21 protein-coding genes are annotated in these 22,556 nt (G+C 68.9%); 10 read left to right on the top strand and 11 right to left on the bottom strand.

Annotated elements, in window-relative coordinates; translation table 11 throughout:
- Positions 1–122: 122 nt before the first annotated feature.
- The 3 genes from AC07PA_RS08275 to AC07PA_RS08265 all read left to right on the top strand — a co-directional run bounded on the left by AC07PA_RS08275 (position 123) and on the right by AC07PA_RS08265 (position 4,250).
- Complete coding sequence (locus AC07PA_RS08275; protein WP_494608412.1) at positions 123–2,741, top strand: MFS transporter; 2,619 nt, start codon at positions 123–125, stop codon at positions 2,739–2,741.
- 20 nt (positions 2,742–2,761) lie between these two features.
- Entirely contained in the window at positions 2,762–3,829 is a 1,068-nt protein-coding gene (locus AC07PA_RS08270; protein ID WP_494608411.1) for an ABC transporter substrate-binding protein, read from the top strand.
- An 88-nt stretch (positions 3,830–3,917) separates the two neighbouring features.
- Complete coding sequence (locus AC07PA_RS08265; RefSeq protein WP_007861018.1) at positions 3,918–4,250, top strand: STAS domain-containing protein; 333 nt, start codon at positions 3,918–3,920, stop codon at positions 4,248–4,250.
- 9 nt (positions 4,251–4,259) lie between these two features.
- On the opposite strand, the gene AC07PA_RS08260 is transcribed toward AC07PA_RS08265, so the two are convergent.
- Positions 4,260–5,105, bottom strand: coding sequence for an ABC transporter permease (locus AC07PA_RS08260; RefSeq protein WP_052024550.1), 846 nt, complete (start codon positions 5,103–5,105; stop codon positions 4,260–4,262).
- 53 nt (positions 5,106–5,158) lie between these two features.
- Between AC07PA_RS08260 and AC07PA_RS08255 the strand changes: the two genes are divergently transcribed.
- The 6 genes from AC07PA_RS08255 to cynS all read left to right on the top strand — a co-directional run bounded on the left by AC07PA_RS08255 (position 5,159) and on the right by cynS (position 10,880).
- Positions 5,159–6,370, top strand: coding sequence for a sensor histidine kinase (locus tag AC07PA_RS08255; RefSeq protein ID WP_007861014.1), 1,212 nt, complete (start codon positions 5,159–5,161; stop codon positions 6,368–6,370).
- Positions 6,367–7,053 carry a response regulator gene (locus tag AC07PA_RS08250; RefSeq protein WP_007861012.1) on the top strand — a complete coding sequence of 229 codons (687 nt, stop codon included), beginning with the start codon at positions 6,367–6,369 and terminating at the stop codon, positions 7,051–7,053. The genes AC07PA_RS08255 and AC07PA_RS08250 overlap by 4 nt, the downstream gene beginning before the upstream one ends.
- Positions 7,054–7,199: 146 nt before the next feature.
- Positions 7,200–8,603, top strand: coding sequence for a CmpA/NrtA family ABC transporter substrate-binding protein (locus AC07PA_RS08245; RefSeq protein ID WP_494608410.1), 1,404 nt, complete (start codon positions 7,200–7,202; stop codon positions 8,601–8,603).
- A 1-nt stretch (position 8,604) separates the two neighbouring features.
- Entirely contained in the window at positions 8,605–9,474 is an 870-nt protein-coding gene (gene ntrB / locus AC07PA_RS08240) for a nitrate ABC transporter permease (RefSeq protein WP_007861007.1), read from the top strand.
- A complete protein-coding gene (locus AC07PA_RS08235) occupies positions 9,464–10,330 on the top strand; it encodes an ABC transporter ATP-binding protein (protein WP_007861005.1) in 867 nt (288 codons plus the stop codon). The genes ntrB and AC07PA_RS08235 overlap by 11 nt, the downstream gene beginning before the upstream one ends.
- 106 nt (positions 10,331–10,436) lie before the next feature.
- The gene (cynS, locus tag AC07PA_RS08230; RefSeq protein WP_007861003.1) at positions 10,437–10,880 is read left to right on the top strand and encodes a cyanase; all 444 of its coding nucleotides are present in this window, start codon (positions 10,437–10,439) and stop codon (positions 10,878–10,880) included.
- A 24-nt stretch (positions 10,881–10,904) separates the two neighbouring features.
- On the opposite strand, the gene AC07PA_RS08225 is transcribed toward cynS, so the two are convergent.
- The 8 genes from AC07PA_RS08225 to AC07PA_RS08190 all read right to left on the bottom strand — a co-directional run bounded on the left by AC07PA_RS08225 (position 10,905) and on the right by AC07PA_RS08190 (position 18,940).
- Positions 10,905–11,657 (bottom strand): anti-sigma factor, encoded by a 753-nt coding sequence (locus AC07PA_RS08225; protein ID WP_494608409.1) that lies wholly within the window; start codon positions 11,655–11,657, stop codon positions 10,905–10,907.
- A complete protein-coding gene (locus AC07PA_RS08220; protein WP_007861000.1) occupies positions 11,654–12,220 on the bottom strand; it encodes a sigma-70 family RNA polymerase sigma factor in 567 nt (188 codons plus the stop codon). Before AC07PA_RS08220 ends, AC07PA_RS08225 begins: the two co-directional genes overlap by 4 nt.
- Before the next feature lie 156 nt (positions 12,221–12,376).
- The gene (locus tag AC07PA_RS08215) at positions 12,377–12,955 is read right to left on the bottom strand and encodes a DUF3455 domain-containing protein (RefSeq protein ID WP_145694803.1); all 579 of its coding nucleotides are present in this window, start codon (positions 12,953–12,955) and stop codon (positions 12,377–12,379) included.
- A 141-nt stretch (positions 12,956–13,096) separates the two neighbouring features.
- Entirely contained in the window at positions 13,097–14,383 is a 1,287-nt protein-coding gene (locus AC07PA_RS08210; protein WP_494608408.1) for an FAD-dependent oxidoreductase, read from the bottom strand.
- Positions 14,380–15,534: an acyl-CoA dehydrogenase family protein gene (locus AC07PA_RS08205; protein ID WP_494608407.1), complete on the bottom strand. Its 1,155-nt coding sequence runs from the start codon at positions 15,532–15,534 to the stop codon at positions 14,380–14,382. The genes AC07PA_RS08210 and AC07PA_RS08205 overlap by 4 nt, the downstream gene beginning before the upstream one ends.
- Before the next feature lie 32 nt (positions 15,535–15,566).
- A complete protein-coding gene (locus tag AC07PA_RS08200; protein WP_007860992.1) occupies positions 15,567–16,136 on the bottom strand; it encodes an OsmC family protein in 570 nt (189 codons plus the stop codon).
- Between the two features lie 72 nt (positions 16,137–16,208).
- Positions 16,209–17,108 carry a sulfurtransferase gene (locus AC07PA_RS08195; protein ID WP_145694800.1) on the bottom strand — a complete coding sequence of 300 codons (900 nt, stop codon included), beginning with the start codon at positions 17,106–17,108 and terminating at the stop codon, positions 16,209–16,211.
- Between the two features lie 233 nt (positions 17,109–17,341).
- Positions 17,342–18,940, bottom strand: coding sequence for a sigma 54-interacting transcriptional regulator (locus AC07PA_RS08190; protein WP_494608406.1), 1,599 nt, complete (start codon positions 18,938–18,940; stop codon positions 17,342–17,344).
- Between the two features lie 117 nt (positions 18,941–19,057).
- On the opposite strand from AC07PA_RS08190, the gene purT reads away from it, so the two are divergent.
- Positions 19,058–20,269: a formate-dependent phosphoribosylglycinamide formyltransferase gene (gene purT / locus AC07PA_RS08185; protein WP_007860978.1), complete on the top strand. Its 1,212-nt coding sequence runs from the start codon at positions 19,058–19,060 to the stop codon at positions 20,267–20,269.
- A 154-nt stretch (positions 20,270–20,423) separates the two neighbouring features.
- Here purT and AC07PA_RS08180 read toward each other — a convergent pair whose 3' ends face one another.
- Together AC07PA_RS08180 and AC07PA_RS08175 are read right to left on the bottom strand one after the other, a co-directional pair.
- Positions 20,424–21,365, bottom strand: a complete 942-nt coding sequence (locus tag AC07PA_RS08180; protein ID WP_494608405.1) for an ATP-binding cassette domain-containing protein — start codon at positions 21,363–21,365, stop codon at positions 20,424–20,426.
- Between the two features lie 37 nt (positions 21,366–21,402).
- Positions 21,403–22,536 (bottom strand): GGDEF domain-containing protein, encoded by a 1,134-nt coding sequence (locus AC07PA_RS08175; protein ID WP_494608404.1) that lies wholly within the window; start codon positions 22,534–22,536, stop codon positions 21,403–21,405.
- Positions 22,537–22,556: the final 20 nt, after the last annotated feature.

Genomic DNA, 22,556 nt, shown 5'->3' with positions numbered 1-22,556 from the left:
CGGGGTGGCGCACACACACGGCGCGCAACGGGTCGAAAAGGTTGAAAGAGATCGTAAGAATGCCCGACTATAGAACAGCTGCATGACATTCGACGAAATCCGTTTACCGAGGAAGCACTTCCATGACCGACACGACCAACGCCACGGCTGGCAATGAGATCGACGTTGCTGCACTGCAGCAACGCCTGCGGCGCGAATCGCTGATGTTCGCCTCGATCTTCGCGCTGGTGCTGTTCGGCCTGTCCCTGGTGCTGATCGCCTGGCGGACCGAGCAGCTGCTGACCCAGCTCGCGCAGGACCGCACCGTGCGCCTGCTGCGCCAGGTGGCCGACGAGGCCGAGTCCGGGCTGCGCTTCGGCGTCTCGGTGGCCGACCAGACGGTGTTGCCCGAACGGGTCACGCGCCTGGGGGCGGCGGGCAGTCCGTTGCGCGGGGTGTTCATCGACACCGACCGTGGCGAGGCCGTGCTGCGTTCGGGGGACGCGGCGCTGCATTCCACCATCGCGCCGCGCTGGCGGCAGGCCGTGATCGACGCCGGGCCGGGCCATGCCCCTGTGGTGCGCAACACCGGCCGCTATGCATGGATCGGTGCGGCCATTTTCGACTCCACCGGCGCGCCGGCCGCCACCCTGTGGGGGGCGTTCGACCCGGCCGAGGTGCGCGCCCAGGCGCGGGGCGTCGCGCTCGACATGGTGCTGCGCGCCTTGCCGCTGATGCTGCTCGCCCTGGTGATCACCTGGTGGCTGCTGCTGCGCTGGAGCATCCGCATCATGACCTCGATGCGTGGCATCGGCCAGGGGGATGCGGCATCTGCCGCCCCCAGTTCCGCCAGGCAGCTGTGGCTGGCCGTGGTCTTCAGCGCGGTGGTGGCACCCGCCGCCATGCTCTGGATCGCGCGCGAGGCAGCGCGTCCGGCCGTCACGGCGCAGATCCAGGAGAACGCCGACGCCGCGGGCCGCGCGCTGTCGGGCCAGGTCGCCCGAGCGCTGTCGCTCGGCGTGCCCTGGAACGCGATGAATGGGGTGGACGAACTGTTCCGGCAGCAGCTGGTCGAAGCGCCCGAGCTGAGCTACCTGGCGCTGCAGCCACCCGGTGGCCAGACCCAAAATTCCACCTGGGGCGGCGACGTGCCTGCGCATGCACGCGACAGCGCGGCCGACTTTCCGCGCCGCACGCTCACTGCTGGCGACGGGGCGGTGGTCGTCGGCTACCCGGCCGACTTCGTGGACCGGCAGCTCGCGGGCATGCTGATCGACCTGGTGCTGGCCCTGGTGATCGCCGCCGTGCTGGTGCGCGAACTCTCGCGCGGCCTGTGGCGCCGCTCGCTGCTGTTCCCGCTGGCCGCCTTTGTGCAGGCCCGGGTGTGGCAAGGGCTGCAGCGCCGCTGGCAAAAGCGCCACAGCGTCGACAAGGAAAGTGCCCAGGCCCATGACCGCGATGCCGCCGATTGCCGGGCGCAGCTGATCCGCGCCGCGCGCAGCGAGGGCGCCACGGCCGAAGCGCCCCAGGTGGGCGCACAGCTCACCCTGCTGCGCCTGACCGTGTTCCTGGTCGCCCTGTCCGAAGAGCTGCTGCGCCCCTTCTTTACCGTGTTTGCCAGCGAGGTGCGGCCCATCGATGCCGCCCTGTCGCCCACCATGGTGGCCGGATTGCCGGTCGCCGCCTTCATGGCCACGCTGGCCCTGGCCCAGCCCGCCGGGCCAGCGCTGGCGCGGCGCTTCGACCTGCGCTGGAGCCTGATGCTGTCGGCCCTGGCCGGCACGCTGGCCCTGGCGGCCACCGCCTGGGCGACCGATGCCTGGACCCTGATCGGCCTGCGCGCCCTGGGGGGCGGGGCCTATGGGCTGGCGCTGATCCTGGTGCAGACGGCCATCGTGCGCATCACGCCATCGCAGCAGCGCGCGCGGGGCCTGGCCGAAGTGGCCGCAGCCATCGTGGCTGCGGGCATCGTCGGTCCGCCCTTCGGCGGCATGATTGCTGCGCGCGCTGGCGACGGCATCGGTTTCCTGGCCTGTGCGCTGTGCATGGTCGGCGCACTGCTCGCCGCCCTGCGCCTGTCGCTGCCCGTGCCCGAGGGCAGCGCCGCAGCCCAGCGCGGCCTGGCCACCACCGGCGGCTGGCGCGGCTACATGGCGGTGCTGCGCGAGCCGCGCGCCATCTGGGTGATCCTGGGCGCGGCCTTGCCGGGCCGCCTGGTGGCCGTGACCATTCTCTCGGTGGTGGTGCCCCTGTACATGAGCGAGCTGCAGCAGCCGCCTGCGGTCGCGGGACGGGTGCTGCTGCTGTACTTCCTGTGCTTTGCGCTCTCCGCCTCGCTGGTGGCGCACTGGTCGGACCTGCTCGGGCAGCGCAAGCCCTTCATCGTGGCGGGCGGCGTGTTCAGTGTGCTGGCCTGCCTATCGCTGCCGGCCCTGGGCGGCGTCTGGGGCATGGCCGCCTGCTGTGCCCTGCTGGGCCTGGGCCAGGCGCTGCAGTCCTCACCGCAGATCGCGCTGACCACCGAGGCGTTCGAGGGCGTGGATGCGAGCCGTGCGAGCGCCACGCCCGAGCAGGCGCTGGCCGCGTTCCGGCTGATCGAGCGCGGCGGCAGCATCGTCGCGCCCTTTGTCACGGCGGTCGCCGTGACCGCCTTCGGTTATGCCGGCGCCGCAGTGGCCGTGGGCTTGCTGCTGTCGGTGACGACCCTGAGCCTGGCCGCCGGCCTGCGCAACCCCCGCATCCAGCCCGCCGCGGCGGCCTGATGACTTCCTGGAGAACTCCGATGAACCTGCGCCGCATCCTCCTCGCCGCCGGGGCCGCCAGTGCCCTGCTGGGCACCTCGGCCGCCGTCGCCCAGAGCGCCGCCAACGCCGCCGCCGCCGGCGTGGCGGCCGCCACCAAGCGCTTCACCGTCGCCATGGTGCTGCCGCGCGATGAGCAGAACATCGAGGCCGGCTTCACCGGCTACCTGCAACGCCAGGATGTGCCCGTGCAGTACGTGAACATCCGCTTCTCGGGCCGCAGCGAAGACATTCCCGAGCTGCGCGCCAAGGTGCGCGCTGCACACCCGGACCTGGTCTACGCCTGGGGCACGCCCACCACCCTCGCCCTGGCGGGCCGGCACGACAAGGCAGGCCAGGACGACGCGATCCGTGACCTGCCGATCGTCTTCACCGAGGTGACCGACCCGGTGGGCGCGGGCCTGCTGCGCACGCTCGAGGACCATGGCCGCAACGTCACGGGGGTGAGCCACGTGGCGCCGCTGCCGGTGCAGCTCAACGCCATCCGGGCCTACCGCCCGTTCACGCGCCTGGGCTATCTGCACAATCCGGCCGAGCCCAACTCCGGCCTGATCCGCGACCGCCTCAAGGAGCTGGCGCGCACGCAGAACTTCGAGGTGGTCGAAGCCAGCCTGCCGCTGCTGCCCCAGGGCGGCCCCGACCCCGCGCAGATCGCGCCGCAGATCCAGACCCTGGCCGAGCGTAAGGCCGACTTCCTGTACGTCGGCCCCATCACCTTCCTGGCCTTCACGCACCGCGACGCCGTCACCACCGCTGCGCTGCAGAACAAGCTGCCGACCTTCTGCGCGACCGAGAGCATCGTGCGCCAGTCGGGCTGCCTGTTCGGGCTGTTTTCCAATGGGTCCAACATCGGCCGCTACGCCGGCTCTATGGCGCGCCAGATCCTGGTCGAGAAGAAGCCGCCCCAGTCGATTGCGGCCTCGACGCTGCAGCGCTTCTCGCTGCTGATCAACATGCGCACCGTGCAGGCACTGGACCTGTATCCGCCCATGCTGCTGCTGAACGTGGCCGAAGTGATTAACGTGCCCAAGCAGGCCGCTGCGAACTGAAACCCGCGCCGCAGTGCGGCCCCTACAATGCGCCGAGCCGGAGTCCGAAGACTTCTTTCTTACAGCCACGATTCAAAGGATTGCGCCCATGAACCTCGAACAGGAGCGCCGCGACGACATCTTGATCCTGCGCCCGCGCGGCCGCCTCGACAGCAGCAGCTCGCCCGAACTCGAACGCGTGGTCACCGAGCAGCTCGAAGCGGGCACGCAGCGCGTGGTGTTCGATCTCTCTGCACTGGACTACATCAGTTCCGCCGGCCTGCGCGTGGTGCTGCTCGCTGGCAAGAAGCTGCGTGCCAGCAAGGGCAAGCTGGTGCTGGTCGGCCTGAGCGCCATGGTGCGCGAGGTGTTCGACATGAGCGGCTTCCTGACCCTGTTCGCCGTCACCAGCACCCTGGACGAAGGCCTGGCCAAGGTCTGATCGACGACCCTAGCTGCGAAAGCGCCGGCGCGTGAGCGCCAGCGCCACCCAGAAGGCCGCCACCGTGGTCACCACCAGCACCAGGCCATGGCGCCAGGGGTGGGCCGGCCACTGGTCCATGAACAGCGGGCGCACCAGCTCGACCGCATTGGTCAGCGGCAGCCAGTCGGAGATGGTGCGCACGATGGGCGGCAACTGCTCGCGCGGGAAGAACACGCCCGAGAGGAACATCATTGGCGTGAGCACCAGCGTGAAGTAGTACGTGAAGAAATCGTAGCCCTTGGCCAGCGCGTTGAAGATCAGCGCGATGCTCGAGAACATGATGCCCACGCCCAGCAGAACGGGCCAGGCCACCAGCAGCTTGGGGCTGTGGCTGATGCCCAGGGCCAGCATCACCCCGAGGATGGCGGTCACGGTGAACAGTGCCTTGAAGGCGGCCCAGAGCATCTCTGCCAGCACCACGTCATCGAGACGCACGGGCGCATTCATGATGCCGTCCCAGGTCTTTTGCACGTGCATGCGCGAGAAGGCCGAGTACAGCGCCTCGAAACTCGCCGCGTTCATGGCGCTCATGCAGATCGAGCCGCTGGCCAGGAACAGGATGTAGGGCACCTTGGTCGCGCCGCCTTCGGCGGCCACGTTCACCTGGCCCACCAGCGCCCCCATGCCGTAGCCGAAGGCCACCAGCCACATCAGCGGCTCGGCGATGTTGCCCACCAGGCTGGGGATGGCCAGCTTGCGCCAGACCAGCAGGTTGCGCAGGAACACCGGCCACCAGCGCGCCGACAGCGAAGGGGGCATCCATACGGACGGAGTGGGTGGCGGCGCCTGGGGCGAGGGGGGAGCGGTTTGCATGCCCCTATTGTGCTGCGGCTTGCCGGGCATGGCCATTGCTTGCGCCTTGGCGCATGTCTGCCAACCTGCTGCACCTGCCCGCCACAGCCCCTGCGCTGTGGCGCGAGCGGCTGGGCCTGCTGCTCGAATCCACGGGCGAGGGGGTGTTCGGCATCGACCTGGCGGGCGACTGTGTCTTCATCAACCAGGCCGGTGCCCGCATGCTGGGGCTGGCCACGGCGCAGGTGATGGGCCGCAACATGCATGCCCTGACGCACCACTCCCACCCCGACGGCAGCCTCTATGCCGACAGCGACTGCCCCATCTTCAATGCCTTTCGCAGCGGCTTGCCATGCCGGGTGGACAGCGAGGTCTTCTGGCGTGCCGACGGCTCGGCCTTCGCCGTGGAGTATTCGAGCCACCCCATCGTCGAGGCCGGCCAGGTCCAGGGCGCCGTGGTCACCTTCGTGGACATCACCGAGCGCCGGCGCGCGGCTGGCGAACTGCAGCGCGCGCACGACGAGCTGGCCCGCGCCAACGACGAACTCGAGCGCCGCGTCGCCGCGCGCACGCAGGAGCTGTCGCAGGCCCTGGGCCAGCTGCGCGAGCTCTCGGCCTACTCCGAGCAGGTGCGCGAGGACGAGCGCACGCGCATCGCACGCGAGGTGCACGACGAGCTGGGCAGCCTGCTCGTGGCCCTCAAGATGGACGTCAACTGGCTGCACAAGCGCCTGGGCGAGCAGGGCGGGCGCAGCCCCGAGGCTGCGGGCGACATGCGCCAGCAGATGCGCTGCAAGTGCCAGAACATGAGCCGCCTGATCGAGAACGCGGTGGACAACGTGGGCCGCATCATCACCGACCTGCGCCCCAGCATCCTCGATCACCAGGGTCTGTGGGCGGCGCTCGAATGGCAGGCGCAGGAATTCGTACAGTCGGCAGAACTGCAGCTCGACTGGCAGATGGACCTGCCCGGATCGCTGCACCTGCCCGAGCCGGCCGCCATCGCGGTGTTCCGCATCTTCCAGGAGATGCTGAGCAACGTGGGGCGCCATGCCCAGGCCAGCGCCATCGCGATCCGCATCGATACCCGGGGGCAGCAATTGCATCTGCGCGTGCAGGACGACGGGGTGGGCGCCACGCGCCAGGCGCTGGAAGCGCCCACGGCCTACGGCGTCATGGGCATGCGCGAGCGTGCGCGGCAGCTCGGCGGGCACCTCGACATCACCAGCGAGCCGGGCGAAGGCTCGTGCCTGCAACTGCGCATCCCCCTGGAGGCCCTGCCATGAGTGTCCCTGTGCGCGTGCTGATCGGCGACGACCACCGCATCGTGCGCGAGGGCTTGAAGCAGGTGCTGGGCGACCCGGCCAACGGCCTGCCCGACATCGTGGTCACGGCCGAGGCCACCAACGGCCAGGAGGTGCTCGACCAGGTGGCCGCGCTCGGTGGTGCGGCCGGTGTCGACCTGGTGCTGCTCGACATCGCCATGCCCGGCTTGGATGGCCTGGAGGTGCTGCAGGCCCTGCGCAAGGCATGGCCGGTGCTGCCGGTGCTGATGCTCAGCACCTACCCCGAGCGGCAGTACGCGGTGCGCTGCATCCAGATGGGCGCGGCCGGCTACCTGCACAAGAGCGCCGATCCCGACGACATGGTGGCTGCCGTGCGCAAGGTGGCGGCGGGCGGCCGTTACCTCACGGAAGCCACGGCCCAGGCGCTGGCCGGTGCGGTGGAGCGCACCGGGGTGGTGCGCGCTGCCCAGCAAGGCACGCCAGCCGGGGTGGACGCGCTATCGTACCGGGAGCACCAGGTGTTCCGACTGCTCACGGCGGGGCAAAGCGTGGGCGAAATTGGTGCGCAGCTCAAGCTCGCGCCCAACACGGTGAGCACCTACCGCGCCCGCATCCTCGAAAAGACCGGCGCGCGCAACGACGTGGAGCTGGCGCTGCTGGCGCGCGGCACGCCAGCACCGTGATTTCCGGGCATTGCACGCCCGGTTTGTAGTGCTGGCCCTACACGCTGTAGACACGGCACCCGCGAATTCATGACAGCAGGCCGCCGGGGGCGGCAACTGGCCCGTGCCTTGCGTAGCGGCTGGCATCAACTTCTCCGAGGTGTGCCATGTCCGAATTCTTCTCGCCTTTCGATGCCGACCGCCCGTTGATGCTCAAGTGCAGCTGCGGCCGCGACCATACGGCCGCTGACCACCATGCCGAGGTGTCTGCCGATGCCGCAGCCGCCACCTTGCGCCAGCGCAGCCTCAGCAGCGAGTTCGAGGCCTACAGCAACGAGTTCATCGAGGCGACGCTGGTCAAGGCGCTGTTCCCGCAGGATGCGGTGCGCCGGCGCTTCATCAAGGCCGTGGGCAAGGGCACGGCCATGGCGGCCATCGCCAGCGTGCTGCCAGTGGCCAGCATGCAGGCCATGGCGCAGGAGAAAGGCGCGCTGGAGAAGACCAATCTCAAGATCGGCTTCATCCCGATCACCTGCGCCACGCCGCTGATCATGGCCCACCCGCTGGGCTTCTACAGCAAGCAGGGCCTGAACGTGGAGGTCACCAAGACGGCGGGCTGGGCGCTGATCCGCGACAAGATGATCAACAAGGAGTACGACGCCACGCACTTCCTGTCGCCCATGCCGCTGGCGATCTCGATGGGCCTGGGGTCCAACGCCACGCCGATGAACGTGGCCACCATCCAGAATGTGAACGGCCAGGCCATCACGCTCAGCCTGAAGCACAAGGACAACCGCGACCCGAAGAACTGGAAAGGCTTCAAGTTCGCCATCCCCTTCGAGTACAGCATGCACAACTTCCTGCTGCGCTACTACCTGGCCGAGGCGGGGCTCAACCCCGACACCGACGTGCAGCTGCGTGTGGTGCCGCCGGCCGAGATGGTGGCCAACCTGCGCGCCGGCAACATCGACGGCTTCCTGGGCCCCGATCCGTTCAACCAGCGCGCCGTGTTCGAGGAAGTCGGCTTCATCCACCTGCTCACCAAGGAGCTGTGGAACGGCCACCCCTGCTGCGCCTTCGGCACCAGCACCGAATTCATCCAGAAGAACCCCAACACCTTCGCCGCGCTGTACCGCGCGGTGCTCACCTCGGCTGCCATGGCGCGCGATCCGGCCAACCGCGAGCTCATCGCCAAGGTGATCGCGCCCCAGGCCTACCTGAACCAGCCCGAGGCCGTGCTGACCCAGGTGCTCACCGGCAAGTTCGCCGATGGCCTGGGCAAGATCCAGAACGTGCCCGACCGCGCCGACTTCGACCCCATGCCCTGGCAGAGCATGGCCGTGTGGATGCTCACGCAGATGCAGCGCTGGGGCTACGTCAAGGGCGACGTGGACTACAAGCAGATCGCCGAGAAGGTCTTCCTGATCACCGACGCCAAGAAGCAGATGAAGGCGCTGGACCAGAAGGTGCCCGAGGGCGCGTACCCCAAGTTCAGGATCATGGGCCGCGAGTTCGATGCCGCCAAGGCGGCGGAGTACGCAAAAAGCTTCCCCATCCGCAAGGTGGCCTGAGATGTCCCCGTCCAAGAGTCTCAACCTGCGCGCGGGCCTGCTGTCCGTGCTGATCTTCCTGGCGGTGCTGGGCATCTGGTACGCGGCCACGGCCTCGTCTGGCCCGGCCAACAGCACGGCCGGCATGACGGCGGAGCAGATCGAATACGCCAGGATGATGGGCAAGGACCCAGGCGCCGCCACCAAGAGCAGCGGCTTTCCCTCGCTTGGCGAGATGGGTGCCACGGTGTGGGGCCATGTCTCCAACCCGTTCTACGACAACGGGCCCAACGACAAGGGCATCGCCATCCAGCTGGCGCATTCGCTGGGCCGCGTGGCGCTGGGCTTCGGCCTGGCCTGCCTGGTGGCGATACCGCTGGGCTTCATCATCGGCATGTCGCCGCTGCTGCGCCGCGCCTTCGACCCGTTCATCCAGGTGCTCAAGCCCATCAGCCCGCTGGCGTGGATGCCGCTGGCGCTCTACACCATCAAGGACTCGTCGATCTCGGGCATCTTCGTGATCTTCATCTGCTCGGTCTGGCCGATGCTGGTGAACACGGCTTTCGGCGTGGCCTCGGTCAAGCGCGAATGGCTCAACGTCTCGGCCACGCTGCAGGTCAACCCGCTGCGCAAGGCCTTCCTGGTGATCCTGCCGGCCGCGGCGCCGACCATCCTCACGGGCATGCGCATCAGCATGGGCATCGCCTGGCTGGTGATCGTGGCCGCCGAGATGCTGGTGGGCGGCACAGGAATCGGCTACTTCGTCTGGAACGAGTGGAACAACCTGTCGCTGACCAACGTGATCTTCGCCATCCTGGTAATCGGCGTGGTCGGCATGCTCCTGGACCTGGCCTTCGGCCAGTTGCAGAAGGTGGTGACCTATGTGGAGTGATGTCGCCCAGCGCCCCGCTGCATCCGCCCCTGACGCACCGCAACGAAAGGCCTCTTCCGTGACCCAAGGCTTCCTCCAGATCGACCGGCTGAGCAAGGCCTACATGCCGGCCAAGCCGGTGTTCGCCGACGTGTCGTTCACGCTCGACAAGGGCGAGTTCGTCTGCATCATCGGCCACTCGGGCTGCGGCAAGACCACCATCCTCAACGTGCTGGCGGGCCTGGACACGGCCACCTCGGGCACCGTCATCATGGACGGGCGCGAGGTGGCCGGCCCCAGCCTGGACCGGGGCGTGGTGTTCCAGAGCCATGCGCTCATGCCCTGGCTCACGGTGCGCCAGAACATCGCCTTCGCGGTCAAGTCGCGCTGGCCCGACTGGAAGAGGCCCCAAGTCGATGCGCATGTGGAGAAGTTCGTTGCCCTGGTGGGCCTGTCGCCGGCCATCGACAAGAAGCCCTCGCAGCTGTCGGGCGGCATGAAGCAGCGCGTGGGCATTGCGCGCGCCTTCTCCATCCAGCCCAAGATGCTGCTGCTCGACGAGCCCTTCGGCGCGCTCGACGCGCTCACGCGCGGCACCATCCAGGACGAGCTGATGGCCATCGTGCGCCAGACGCAGCAGACGGTGTTCATGATCACCCACGACGTGGACGAGGCCATCCTGCTGGCCGACCGCATCCTGCTCATGAGCAACGGCAACGAGTCGCCCGCGGGCTACCGCGCCGGCGGCATCGCCGAGGTGGTGGTGAACCCGCTGCCGCGCGAACGCACGCGCAGCAGCCTGCACCACCTGGATGGCTACTACGCGCTGCGCAACCACATCGTGGACTTCCTGGTGACCCGGGCCAAGGCCCACTGATCCCCTGCCAGGGACCGCCCTGTCGGGCCGCCTGCACGGGCGGCCGGGGAGTGCCATGCCCTGGATTTCTGCCCCTGTTCCAACGTCCCAACCCAAAGGAGCCAACATGAACCGCAACGACGTCACCGAAAAGATCATCAGCACCAAGGTCTCGAAAGGACTGCAATGGGATGCCATTGCCAAGAAGGTCGGTCAATCCAAGGAATGGACCACCGCCCTGTGCCTGGGCCAGATGACCGCATCGCCCGAGCAGGCGAAGGTGCTGGGCAAGATCTTCAGCCTCACGGCCGAAGAGCAGAAGTGGCTGCAGGTCGTGCCCTACAAGGGCTCGCTGCCCACGCCCGTGCCCACCGACCCGCTGATCTACCGCTGGTACGAGATCGTGAGCGTCTACGGCACGACCATCAAGGAACTGATCCACGAGGAGTTCGGCGACGGCATCATGAGCGCCATCGACTTCAGCATGGACATCCAGCGCCAGGCCGACCCCAAGGGCGACCGCGTGAATGTGGTCCTCTCGGGCAAGTTCCTGCCCTACAAGCAGTACTGAGCCCCGGCAGTGCGCGGGGCAGGGTCAGAGCACCTGGACCGCCCGGCCGATGAACTGGATGGGCCCCGTGGGCTTGCCGATGGGCGAGCCCGTGGGCGGCTCCAGGGTCAGCTCGAAGAGCTGGTTGGGCTGCAGCGGCGGCAGCTTGTCGAGCTGAATCTGCAGCGGCTGGCCGGGTTGGACCAGGCCCAGCGAGACGGGTCCATTCCAGTCGTCGGCCTTGGTCCAGAACTCGAGCGCCTTGTCGGCCGGCACCTCGGCCACGCCCAGCGGGATCAGGCTGATCTGCCGGGTTGAGCTGGCCTGCACCACCCAGCCGGGCGCCTTGTCCTGCGGCGCCACCAGCACCACCATGAATTTCGGTGGCGCTGCCACCGGTGCGGTGCGCGTGACCAGCACCGCGGCCAGCACGGCCGCCATGGCGAATCCGGAGCCTGCGAGCGCGCGCCACAGGCCCAGGTGGTTCCACCAGCCCCCGGAGCTGCTGCGCGCGGGCATTGCCGCGGGCGCGGTCGGCGCCCCGGCCTGCTGGCGCGTGCCCTGCAGCGATGCCTCGATGCGCGCAGCCAGGTGCATGGGCAGCGGCACGGGCTCGGCCAGCTGGGTCAGCGGCAGCAGCCGCTCCTCCCAGTCGCTCACCGCCTGCTGCAGTGCAGGTTCGGTGGCCAGGCGCTGTGACACGGCCAGGCGCTCGGCGGCCGGCAGCGTGCCCAGCACGTACTCGCCGGCCAGCACCTGTAGGTCGCCGTGCGGGTCTGCGGGGAAGGGCGTGCTCATGCCATGCACTCCCGCAGCGAGCTCAGGCTGCGCCGGATCCAGGCCTTCACGGTGCCCAGCGGCGCGCCGAGGCGCTCTGCGATCTCGCCGTGCGAGCAGCCTTCCACGTAGGCGTGCAGCACGCAGTTGCGGCGCGCTGGCTCCAGCGCCTCCAGGCAGTGCTGCAGGCGGCCCAGGCTGGTGTTCAGCTCGAAGCTGCTGGCGGCATCATGGAAGGCCTGCACGGACATGTCGGCCTCCAGGGTGTGGGTGGTTTCTTCATCGATATCGACGTGGCGGCGCGCATTGCGCACGGCGTTGAGCGCCAGGTGGCGCACCACGCTGTAGATCCAGCCGCGCGCGCTGCCGCGCGCCGCGTCGTAGCCCGTGGCCCGGCTCCAGATGTTCACGCAGGCGTCGTGCACGATGTCCTCGGCCAGGGCCCGCTGGCGCACGATGCGCAGCGCCACGCCCAGCATGCGCGGGCCTTCGTGCTCGTACAGCCGGCGCATGGCCTGGCGGTCGCCGGCGGCGCAGGCGGCCAGGGCCGCTTCGTAGTCAAAATCGCCAGGGGTTTCAGGCACGGGTTGCGAAGGGCTCGGCACGGTCGTCGAATGGCTGCGTGCGGCGCAGTGCGCGCACCCAGGGCGTGGATGCATCCTAGCCCACCGGGCCATGCATCCACGCGCAATCCCCAGGAGTCCAAGGGATTGCGCTCATCACGCTGCAGGGAGAGGCGCTTACGCGGCCTTCCAGAAGATGTAGTCCGCCTGGTACTTCACGATCTGGCGCTCGCCCTTGTTGGCCGCGCTGCAGGCGGCCGCGGGGGCGGCACCGCCCTTCAAGGCTACGCGCTGGATGTAGGTCACGCCCGTCATGGCGCCCGATCCCATGGCCGGGTTGGCCTTGACCAGCTGGTAGGGGATGTTGCCGGCACCGGCCGGGGCCACGGCGACCTGGGTGGCGGTCAGCTTGGAGCCATCCTTCGACTCCCAGGTCGCGGGCGGGCCGTAGTAGGTGCCGACCTGCTTGCCACCGCGGTCGTTGAGCACCGCCTTGGGGCCGACGAAGAACCATTCGGTCTGGCCGGGGGCGTTGGCCTTGTCGCGGCATTCGTAGGTGATCTCACCCACGCCCACGGTTTCCATGGCGACCTTGTTGCCGCCGGGCACCTTCACGGTGTCGGGCAGGCTGTCCTGCGAGAACATGGGCCCGCTGCCGGAGCCCATCATCGAGCCGCAGGCCGTCAGCAGGGCTGCGGCGGCAATGGCGCCGGCGAGGGGGATGAGGCGGGAGATCGTTGCTTGGGTGGTCGTCATGGCGTTCCTCTTCTTCCAATGGGTTGAACGGGCAGCAGCCACAAAAAATTGGGCTGCTGCAGGTACTACCCGCGAGAACGCCGTTTGGATGCACGGAAGCGAAAAAATTCTGAAAACTTTTCCTCTGCCCGGATTTGCCGGTCAAAGGCTCATGGGCCAGGAGCTGGTCTTGACCCGGATGGACGCTTGCCGGGTCTCGTACGGCACGCCGTCCACCCCCACAATCGCTGCCGCGATGGTGCGTGCCTGCCGCGCAATCGGCTCGATGAAGCGGCTGGCCTGCCCGCCGATGGTGATGCAGTCGCCCAGGGCGTGGATTCCTGGCACGCTGGTCTGCAGCTGCCGTGGCGTCACGGCAATGCCGTTGTCCCAGTCCAGGCCGGCACTGTGCGCCAGGCGCGGCGGGGTCTGCAAGCCGGCAGCCACGATCACTTGGTCGGCCGTGAATTGCCTGCCATCGGTGGTGGACAGTTGCAGGGCGCCGTCGGGGCTGGGCACCGCCAGGGTCTCGAGCGAGGCCACGCACACGCCGCCAACAAAGCTGATGGCCAATGGGCCCCATGCCGCCAGCAGCTCGCTGGCTCGGGCCTCGCCCGCGCAGCGCGCCAGCGGCAGGGCTTCTGTATCCAGCAGCGTGATGCTGTGGCCGCCCAGCGCCAGGTCGTTGGCCAGCTCGCAGCCGATGAGGCCGGCGCCCACGATGAGTACGCGGCGCGGCGTATGGCCCAGGGCCGCGCGCAGGCGCTGGTAGGCCTGCAGGTGGTTGATGCGCCAGCACAGCGCGGCCGGAAGCCCCGGGGGCAGGGCGGCGCGTGCGCCATGGGCCAGCACCAGGTGCTTGTAGCGCAGCGGGCCGCGCGTGGTGCGCAGCGTACCCCCGGCGGTGGTGGGGAATGTATCGATGCGTACGGCATGCGTGTGCGCCAGCAGGCGCACGCCAAGGCGTGCCGCGGCGGCAGGGCCGGTCTCACGCACCAGTTGCTCGGCGGGCAGGTGCCTGGCCATGGCGATGGACAACTGGGGCTTGTCGTACAGGTCGCCGCTGCAGTCGGTCACCAACGTGATGGGGCGCTGTGCGTCCAGCGCCCGCAGCGCCTCGGCCACCTGCCAGCCGGCACGGCCGGCGCCGACGATGACCACGCCGGGCCAGGCGTGGCGTGCAGCGGTGGGTGAAACCGCCATGCCGCTGCGCGCCTGGGCTTTCAGTGCCTCCATGCTGGGCGCCAGGTAGGGCTCGAAGTCGCCTTTGGTTACGCCGCACAGCGGGCAGGCCCAGTCGTCGGGAATGCCGGCGAAGCGCGTGCCGGGCGGCAGGCCGCCATCGGGGTCGCCCTGTTCCTCGTCGTAGATGTAGCCGCAGGCGTGGCAGATGTACTGCAGCCAGGGGTCGTCGGCCAGCGCGGAATGGGTGATGGCGGCGGCACTCATGCCGGCATCTCCTCGGTCGACAGGCGCGCGATCTCCTTGCGCAGGTGCTTGATGGCCGGGGTGACGATGGCCACGAAGTGCGATTCGCGCACCCGGCGCTGCACCTCCGAGCTCATGAGGTAGCCGCGCGCACCCTGGTGCATCAGGGCCGACTGGGCGGCACGCAGGCACAGCTCGGCTCCATGGGCGCGTGCGTCCAGCACGTCGATGAAGAATTCGGTGCGGGTATCGAAGGGCGTTTCGGCCAGGCGCATCACGCGTGCGGTCAGCGCGTCGAGCTCGGCCTGCAGCGCATCGGGCCGGTCTTCGAGGAACTGGTTCACGTGGCCGAGCTGGGCCTCCACCGCCCACATCGAGTCGATGGCGCCCTGGGTGATGCCCACGGCCATGCCGCATTGCAGCATGACGAAGGCCGCGCGGATGCGCGCGATATACGGGCGTGTCGGGTCGGCGATGGTGTGCTCCGCCCCGACGAAGTGGTCCTTGAGCCGAAGCGCATAGGTACCCGTGCCCTCCATGCCCGAGAAGCTCGGGCACTCGCGCATTTCCACGCCCGGGGCATCGCAGCGCAGCAGGAACATCAGCTCGCGCGGCGCGTTGCCTTCGGGTTGCACGACGGCCGCCACGGCGCCGCAGTAGTGGTCCGGCCCCAGGTTGCTGACCCAGGGCAGGGTGCCGTTCACGAGGTAGCCGCCTTCCACCGGCGTGGCCTTGAGCAGCAGGCTTTCGATCTGGGCGTAGCTCTTCATGGGGTTGGAGAGCGCCGTGCCGCCCAGGCCCGCTCCGCTGGCATGGCGCTGCAGCACCTCGCCCACCAGGGCCGGGTTGCCCGACTGCTGCAGGTACAGCCCGCACACCGCCTGGCACCAGAGCATGAAGCCGGTGGCGCCGCAGACGCGCGAGACCTCGGCCATGGCGCGGATGGCCAGGCCATAGTCCGCCGGGCCGGCCGTGCTGTCCAGGTGCACCCCCATGGCGCCCACGGCACCCAGTTGCTGCAGCTCGGCGCGCGGGTAGTAGCCCACGCGGTCGATGGCCTCTGCCTGCGCGGCCAGCGGGCCCTGGGCGATGGTGCGTACGGCGGCTATCAAGGCGTCGCCCTGCAGGGCGCCTTCCAGATGGAGTTGGGGAGGGAGGTCGACGGGTTTCATGGGGCGGTGTCCTTGGCGACGCGGGGGAGGGGTCAGTCCATCAGGCTGATTTCGAAGGGAATCGGGTTGCGCATGCTGTTGGCCACGGGCGAGTAGAAATTGGCGTGCTGCACGATCTCGTCGAGCACCTCGCGCGGCGCATCGCCTTCGATCAGCACCTTGACGCGGATGGCCTGGAAGCCCATCTCGGGCGGCAGCTTCTGCAGTGCGCCGCCGGCGCCCCAGGCGGCGGGGTTGCCGATGTCGCCTTCCATGAAGACCTCGATCTTGCTCAGCTTGACCTGCTTCCAGGTGGCCACGGCGGTGATGCCCACGGCCAGGCAGCCGCCCAGGCCCGAGAGCACGATCTCGCCAGGGGCGGGTGCCGTGTCCTGGCCGAACAGGTGCAACGGCTCGTCCACCACCACCGGCGTGTGCTTGCCCACCGTGCTCAGCGAGCGGTACTGGCCTTCCATCACCGTGTGGACCTTGTTGGTGCCACGGCTGGCGGGGTTGTTGCGGCCCTTCTCGGCAAAGGCCATGAGGCCGTCGCGGTCGATGGGGCGCAGCGCGGTGTGGATGGTGGTGACGGGGGGGGTGGGTTCCAGCAGGTCGGTGGACATGGTTTTCCTTGGAGGCGTGATGAATGAAAGAACCGAAGGGGGGAGAGCCGGTGCAGCTGCACCGGCCGGTGGTCAGGCCGCCAGGGCCAGGGCCGGCTTCCTGGCCGTGCGCAGCAGGGGCAGGCCGCTCTCGATGGGCAGCTTGTCGTCGCGCGACCACTCGTTCCAGGAGCCGAAGTACATGCGCACATCGGCAAAGCCGGCCTGCTTGAGCGCCAGGAAGGTGTTGGACGCGCGTGCGCCCTTGAAGCAGTAGAGGTACACCGTGTCGCTCGGCGCGATGCCAGCGGTGGCGCATTCGGCGCGCACCTCGTCGGGCGACTTGAAGACCGGGCCCTGGGGCGAGGGCTTCATGAAGCGGTACCACTCCACCCACTTGGCGCCCGGCAGGCGTCCCTTGCGCGGCGCGAAGTCGCGGCCGTAGGGGCTGGAGCTCTCGCCGATCCACTCGTCCACGTCGCGCACATCCAGCAGCACGGTGTCCGTGCCCAGGGCATCGGCCACGTCGTCCTTGGTCAGCATCACGTCGGCCGTGGCCAGGCTGGTCGGGAAGATGGCGGGCGCGGGCACCACGGCCTCGGTGGAGACGGGCAGCTCGGCCGCCTTCCAGGCCGAATAGCCGCCGTTCAGCACCTTGACCTTGGGGTAGCCGAGCCAGGTCAGCAGGTAGTAGCCCCGGCAGGACTGGCCGTAGCCGCTGTTGAGTGCGTCTTCGTAGAACACGGCCGTCTCGGCGCCCGACAGGCCGATGGCCCCCAGGTGCGCGGCAAAGGTGTCCTTGAGCTCCTGCAGCCCTTCGGGGCTGGACGTGGCCAGAAAGGTGAAGGTCTCGCGCAGGTTCACCGCGCCCGGGATGTGGCCCAGGGCATAGGTGTCGGCGTCACGGGTGTCGATCAGCACGACAGGCTCTGCGGCCTGCAGGGCCTGCAGCTGGGTGGGCGAGATCAGGACGGCGTCGGAATCGGTGCTCATGGGAAACCTTTCGAGGCGGTGGTGGGCAGGATGGCCTGCCTCCCTTACCGCAACAGCCGTGCCAGCAGCCCCGATTGGCGTGACGATCTTCCAGGAAGACTTTGAATGCTTGTTTTGATGCTATTCAATAGATAGCAAAATGCCGATCCTCGGGGTCCTACAACCCAGGATGTTTCACTCCCTTTGAACACTGTGTCGACAAATTGTCGACACAGTGCGGGGCCGCCGCAGGCTCAGCGCAGGCCGGCCTTGCGCAGCCGGTAGCTGAACTGGCGCAGGGTGAGCCCCAGGCCCTGGGCGGCGCGCGACTGGTTACCGTGGTGCTCGGCCAGGGCGGCCTGCAAGGCCTGTGCGGTGTGGGAACGGGCCGGGACGTAGTCGCGCACCAGGGGGGGCTCGCCGGGCGGGTGTGGCGGCGCCGCTGGCGCGGGCATGGCTGCTGTCACAGTGGTGCCGGGCAGGAAGCGGTCCAGCTCCGCGCCGGTCACCAGCGTGCCTTCGGCCAGCAGCACCAGCCGCTCGATCACGTTGCCCAGCTCGCGGATGTTGCCGGGCCAGGGCTGGGCCTCCAGCCGCGCCAGGGCGTCCACCGCCAGGTTGACGTTGCGCTGGTGGGCCTGGTTGGCGCGGCTCACGAAGTGCAGCGCCAGCGCGCGCACGTCCTCGCGCCGCTCGGCCAGCGAGGGCAGGCGGATCGGGATCACGTTGAGCCGGTAGTACAGGTCCTGGCGGAACTGCCCGGCCTCCACCTCGCGCGCCAGGTCGCGGTTGGTGGCCGCCACCAGGCGCACGTTGACTTTCACCTCGCGTTGCCCGCCCAGGCGCACCAGCGTGCCCTCCTGCAGGGTGCGCAGCAGCTTGGACTGCATGGCCAGCGGCAGCTCGCCGATCTCGTCGAGGAAGATGGTGCCGCTGTCGGCCTGCTCGAACCAGCCTGCGCGCGCCGTGCTGGCACCGGTGAAGGCGCCGCGCTCGTAGCCGAACAGTTCGGATTCGAACAGCGCATTCGGTATGGCCGAACAGTTGACCTTGATGAAGGGCCGGTCGCGCCGGCCGCTGGCCAGGTGCACGGCGCGCGCGAACAGCTCCTTGCCCGTGCCCGACTCGCCCAGCAGCAGCACCGTGGCCTGGGTCTGGGAGACGCGTTCGAGTTCGCCCAGCGCCTGCAGCAACGAGGGCGAATTGCCGATCAGGCCGTAGCGTGCGCTCTTGGTGTTGAGCGCGTTGGCCAGCACGGCATTGCGCGCCTCCAGCTGGCGCGTCTGCTCGGCCACCAGGGCTTCGAGCTGCAGCAGCTGCCCTACCAGCGTGGCCAGCACGCGCAGCACGGCCAGGTCGTCGTTGAGGTGGCGCTGGCGGCTGCGGATGCGGTGGCAGGCCAGCACGCCGATCGGCGCATGGTGGAGCTCGATGGGCAGGGCGATGAAGGCGACTGTCTCGGGCGGCAGTTGGCTGCGTTCCACGGCGCGGGCCAGGAACAGGGGCTCGGCATCGATGTCCTGCACGATGGCCGGCTGGCCCGAGGCCAGTACCCGCCCGGTGATGCCTTCGCCCCAGGCATAGCGCCCGCGCTGCACCTCGGCCTGGGTCAGGCCGTAGGCATGCTGGATGGATGCCGTGCGCGGCGCGCCGGCCCCGGTGGCGTCCACCAGCACGATGCGCCCGCGGTTCAGGCCCAGCAGCTCGCTCATCAGGTGCAGCATTTCGCGCAGCACCAGCCCGGGTGCCAGGCTGCGGCCGATCAGGCGCATCACCTCGCGCATCAGCAGCAGCTCCTGCGCGTGCCAGTCGGGCTGGCTGCGCGGGTTGCCGGGGGAGGGCGGGACGGTCATGTCCCCGGTATTGCAAGTTCTGCGCCACGCGGGCCGCCTCCGGGTGCATTAAAGTTGGCACCCACGGGCCGGCCCGCATCGCCCCATCCCCTTCTACCTTCTGTCGAAAGCACCGCCATGACCACCTTCGGAACCCCCCTGTCCCCCCATGCCACCAAAGTCATGCTGCTGGGCTCGGGCGAGCTCGGCAAGGAGGTGCTGATCGCGCTGCAGCGCCTGGGCGTGGAGACCATCGCGGTCGACCGTTACGACAACGCCCCGGGCCAGCAGGTGGCCCACCACCGCCGCACCATCACCATGAGCGACCCGGCCCAGCTCAAGGCGCTGATCGAGGCCGAGCGCCCCCACCTGGTGGTGCCCGAGATCGAAGCCATCGCCACCCCCATGCTCGAAGAGCTGGAAGCCGCCGGCACCGTGCGCGTGATCCCCACCGCCCGCGCCGCGCGCCTGACCATGGACCGCGAAGGCATCCGCGTGCTGGCCGCCGAAACCCTGGCCCTGCCCACCAGCCCTTACCAATTCTGCAACTCGCTCGAAGAGCTGCAGGTTGCCATCGACGCCGGCATCGGCTACCCCTGCATCGTCAAGCCGGTGATGAGCAGCTCGGGCAAGGGCCAGAGCAAGATCGACGGCCCGGACGACGTGAAGACCGCCTGGGACTACGCCATGGCCGGTGGCCGCGTGAGCCATGGCCGCGTGATCGTCGAGGGCTTCATCGACTTCGACTACGAAATCACCCAGCTCACCGTGCGTGCCGTGGGCGCCGACGGCCAGATCGAGACCCACTTCTGCGACCCCATCGGCCACGTGCAGGTGAGCGGTGACTATGTCGAAAGCTGGCAGCCCCACCCCATGCACCCGGCGGCGCTCGAAAAGTCGCGCCAGATCGCCAAGGCCGTGACCGACAACCTGGGCGGCCAGGGCCTGTTCGGGGTGGAATTGTTCGTCAAGGGCCAGGACGTCTGGTTCAGCGAAGTGAGCCCACGCCCGCACGATACCGGCCTGGTGACCCTGTGCACCCAGAACCAGAGCGAGTTCGAACTGCACGCCCGCGCCATCCTGGGCCTGCCGGTGGACACCAGCCTGCGCAACCCCGGCGCCAGTGCCGTGATCTATGGCGGTGTGGACGCGGTGGGCATCGTCTTCGATGGCGTGGAGGACGCCCTGCGTGTGCCGGACACCGACCTGCGCCTCTTCGGCAAGCCCGAGAGCTTCACCAAGCGCCGCATGGGCGTGGCCCTGGCACGTGCGGCCGATGTGCACACCGCGCGCGACAACGCCAAGCTCGCCGCCAGCAAGGTCAAGCCACGGAAAGTGAACACCCCCTGAGTGGCTTCGCGCCTTCACCCCTCTCTCGCATTGCTGCGCAATGCGGGAGGGGGACGCCCCCGGTGCAGCGGGGCGGCCCTTGCACGGGGGCACTGGCCTTAGCCGCGCCAGTTTTCTCCGATGTGCAGCACCTCATGCAACGGGGAAAACTAGCTCAACCGTCCTCGCGGATCTGGCGCCCTGTGAGCTTGAGGAACAGGTCTTCCAGGTTCGCCGGCCGGTGCAGGGTGCGCAGGTGCGGGTGCGCGCCCAGCGCGTGCAGCAGCGGCTGGGCATTCTGGGTGTAGAAGAACACGGTTTCGCCGCTGACCTCCACGCGCGCCGCCAGGGTGCGCAACGTGGCGTCCTCGGCCAGGGCCACCGCGCCCACCCCGAAAACCTCCACCACGTCGGGCTCCAGGTGCTGGGCGATGAGTTCACGTGGGCGGCCTTCGGCGATCTTCCTGCCGTGGTCGAGCACCAGCAGGCGCGAGCACAGGCGTTCGGCCTCGTCCATGAAGTGGGTGGTCAGCAGGATGGACTTGCCCTGCTGCAGCAGCAGTTGCAGGCGTTCCCACATCAGGTGGCGGGCCTGGGGATCGAGGCCCGTGGTCGGTTCGTCCAGAAGCAAGAGGCGCGGGTCGTTGACCAGGGCGCGCGCCAGACTCAGGCGCCGCTTCATGCCGCCCGACAATTCACCCGGCTTGGCGTTGGCCTTGTGCGTGAGGGCGGCGAACTCCAGCAGCCGGGGCACGCGCTCGTCCATGGCCGGGCCCTTGATGCCGAAGTAGCGGCCGAACACGCGCAGGTTCTCGTAGCAGGTGAAATCCGGGTCCAGCGTGTCGAACTGCGTCACGACCCCGATCTGCGCCTTGATGGCCAGGGCATCGTGCGGCATGTGCAGGGGGGCCGCGCCTGTGGTGGGGAAGAAGCGCACGCTGCCGCTGTCGGGGTTGGTCAGGCCCAGGCACATGCGGATGGTGGTGGTCTTGCCCGCCCCGTTGGGGCCGATCACGCCCAGGCATTCGCCGGGGGCGATCGCGAACGAGACGTCGTTGACCACCGTGGTCTCGCCATAGCTTTTGCGCAGATCGCGCACTTCGAATAGATCCGTCATGCACCGATTGTGTGCGATACCGGAATCCAGGGTGCGCTCATGCCTCGACCATGCGACCGCGGCCCTGGGCCTTGGCCAGGTAGAGCGCGGCATCGGCCCGCGCCATCAGGTCGGGCAAGCGGGTTTCGGCGGGCAGCAGCACGGCCATGCCGGCACTGTAGTCGAGCGTGAAGCCCAGTTCGGCGGCACTGGAATCCTGCAGCCGTGTGCGCAGGCGGCGGTCGAAGGCGATGCCCGCGGGCGCGCTGTTGTGCAGCAGCAGCACGCCGAATTCCTCGCCCCCCAGGCGCCCGACGAGGTCACCGGTGCGGCAGGTTTCCTCCAGCAGGCGGGCGAAGAGTTTCAGGGCGCGGTCGCCGGTCTCATGGCCGTGGGTGTCGTTGATCTGCTTGAAGTAGTCCAGGTCCAGCACCAGCGCCGTCAGCGGCAGGTGGTGGCGCCAGGCGTGGGAAAGCATGTTCTCGGCCTGCTTGGTGAAGCCGCGCCGGTTGAGCACGCCGGTGAGCCCATCGGTCATGGCCAGCGCGCGCAGCTTCTGCTCGGCCTCGGAGCGCCAGGCCACCAGCACCGCCACGGTGCCCAGCACCAGGCTCACATTGGTGGCCACGGCGGCGGCCAGGTTCACGGGGTGCGGGGTGCGAAAGCTCGGGTACTGGTCCGTGAAGGCGCCCAGCAGGCCGCGCGCCAGCGTGAAGGCTGCAGAGGTGACCAGGCAGGCCATCAGCAGGCGCCGCCAGCGCGGGTCGGCATAGTGCGCCGGGTAGAGCGTGGCGCGCGCCACGATGAGCAGGATGGCCGCCATCAGCAGGTTGGCCCAGCCCACGCGCCAGGCATAGTTTTCAAACGCGAGCGCATAGCCCAGCGGGGTGATCACCACCAGCACCAGCAGCAAGGACTTCAAGGGGCGCTCGCCCAGCCACTCGCGCAGGGCGCGGTACAGCATCCACTGCGCCAGCGCGTTGCAGGCCACCGACACGGTGGACAGGGCCTGGTCCCACCACGATCCCGCTGCGATGATGGCGGCCCAGGCCGTGGCCTGCAGCAGCATGCTGGCCTGCACATGGCGGGCCGCGGGGCTCACCCCGGGGCCCATGATCAGCGGCAGGGTGGCCGAGATCATGAACAGGTTGGCGGCCATCACCGCCATCAGTGTCAGAAAGTCCAGTGGCATGGGGGTGCCGCCCTGCGGCA

The organism is Acidovorax sp. GW821-FHT09B03 (assembly GCF_059418305.1).
Note: the sequence above shows the minus strand (reverse complement) of the source record. Positions and strands in the feature narration are given on the sequence as shown.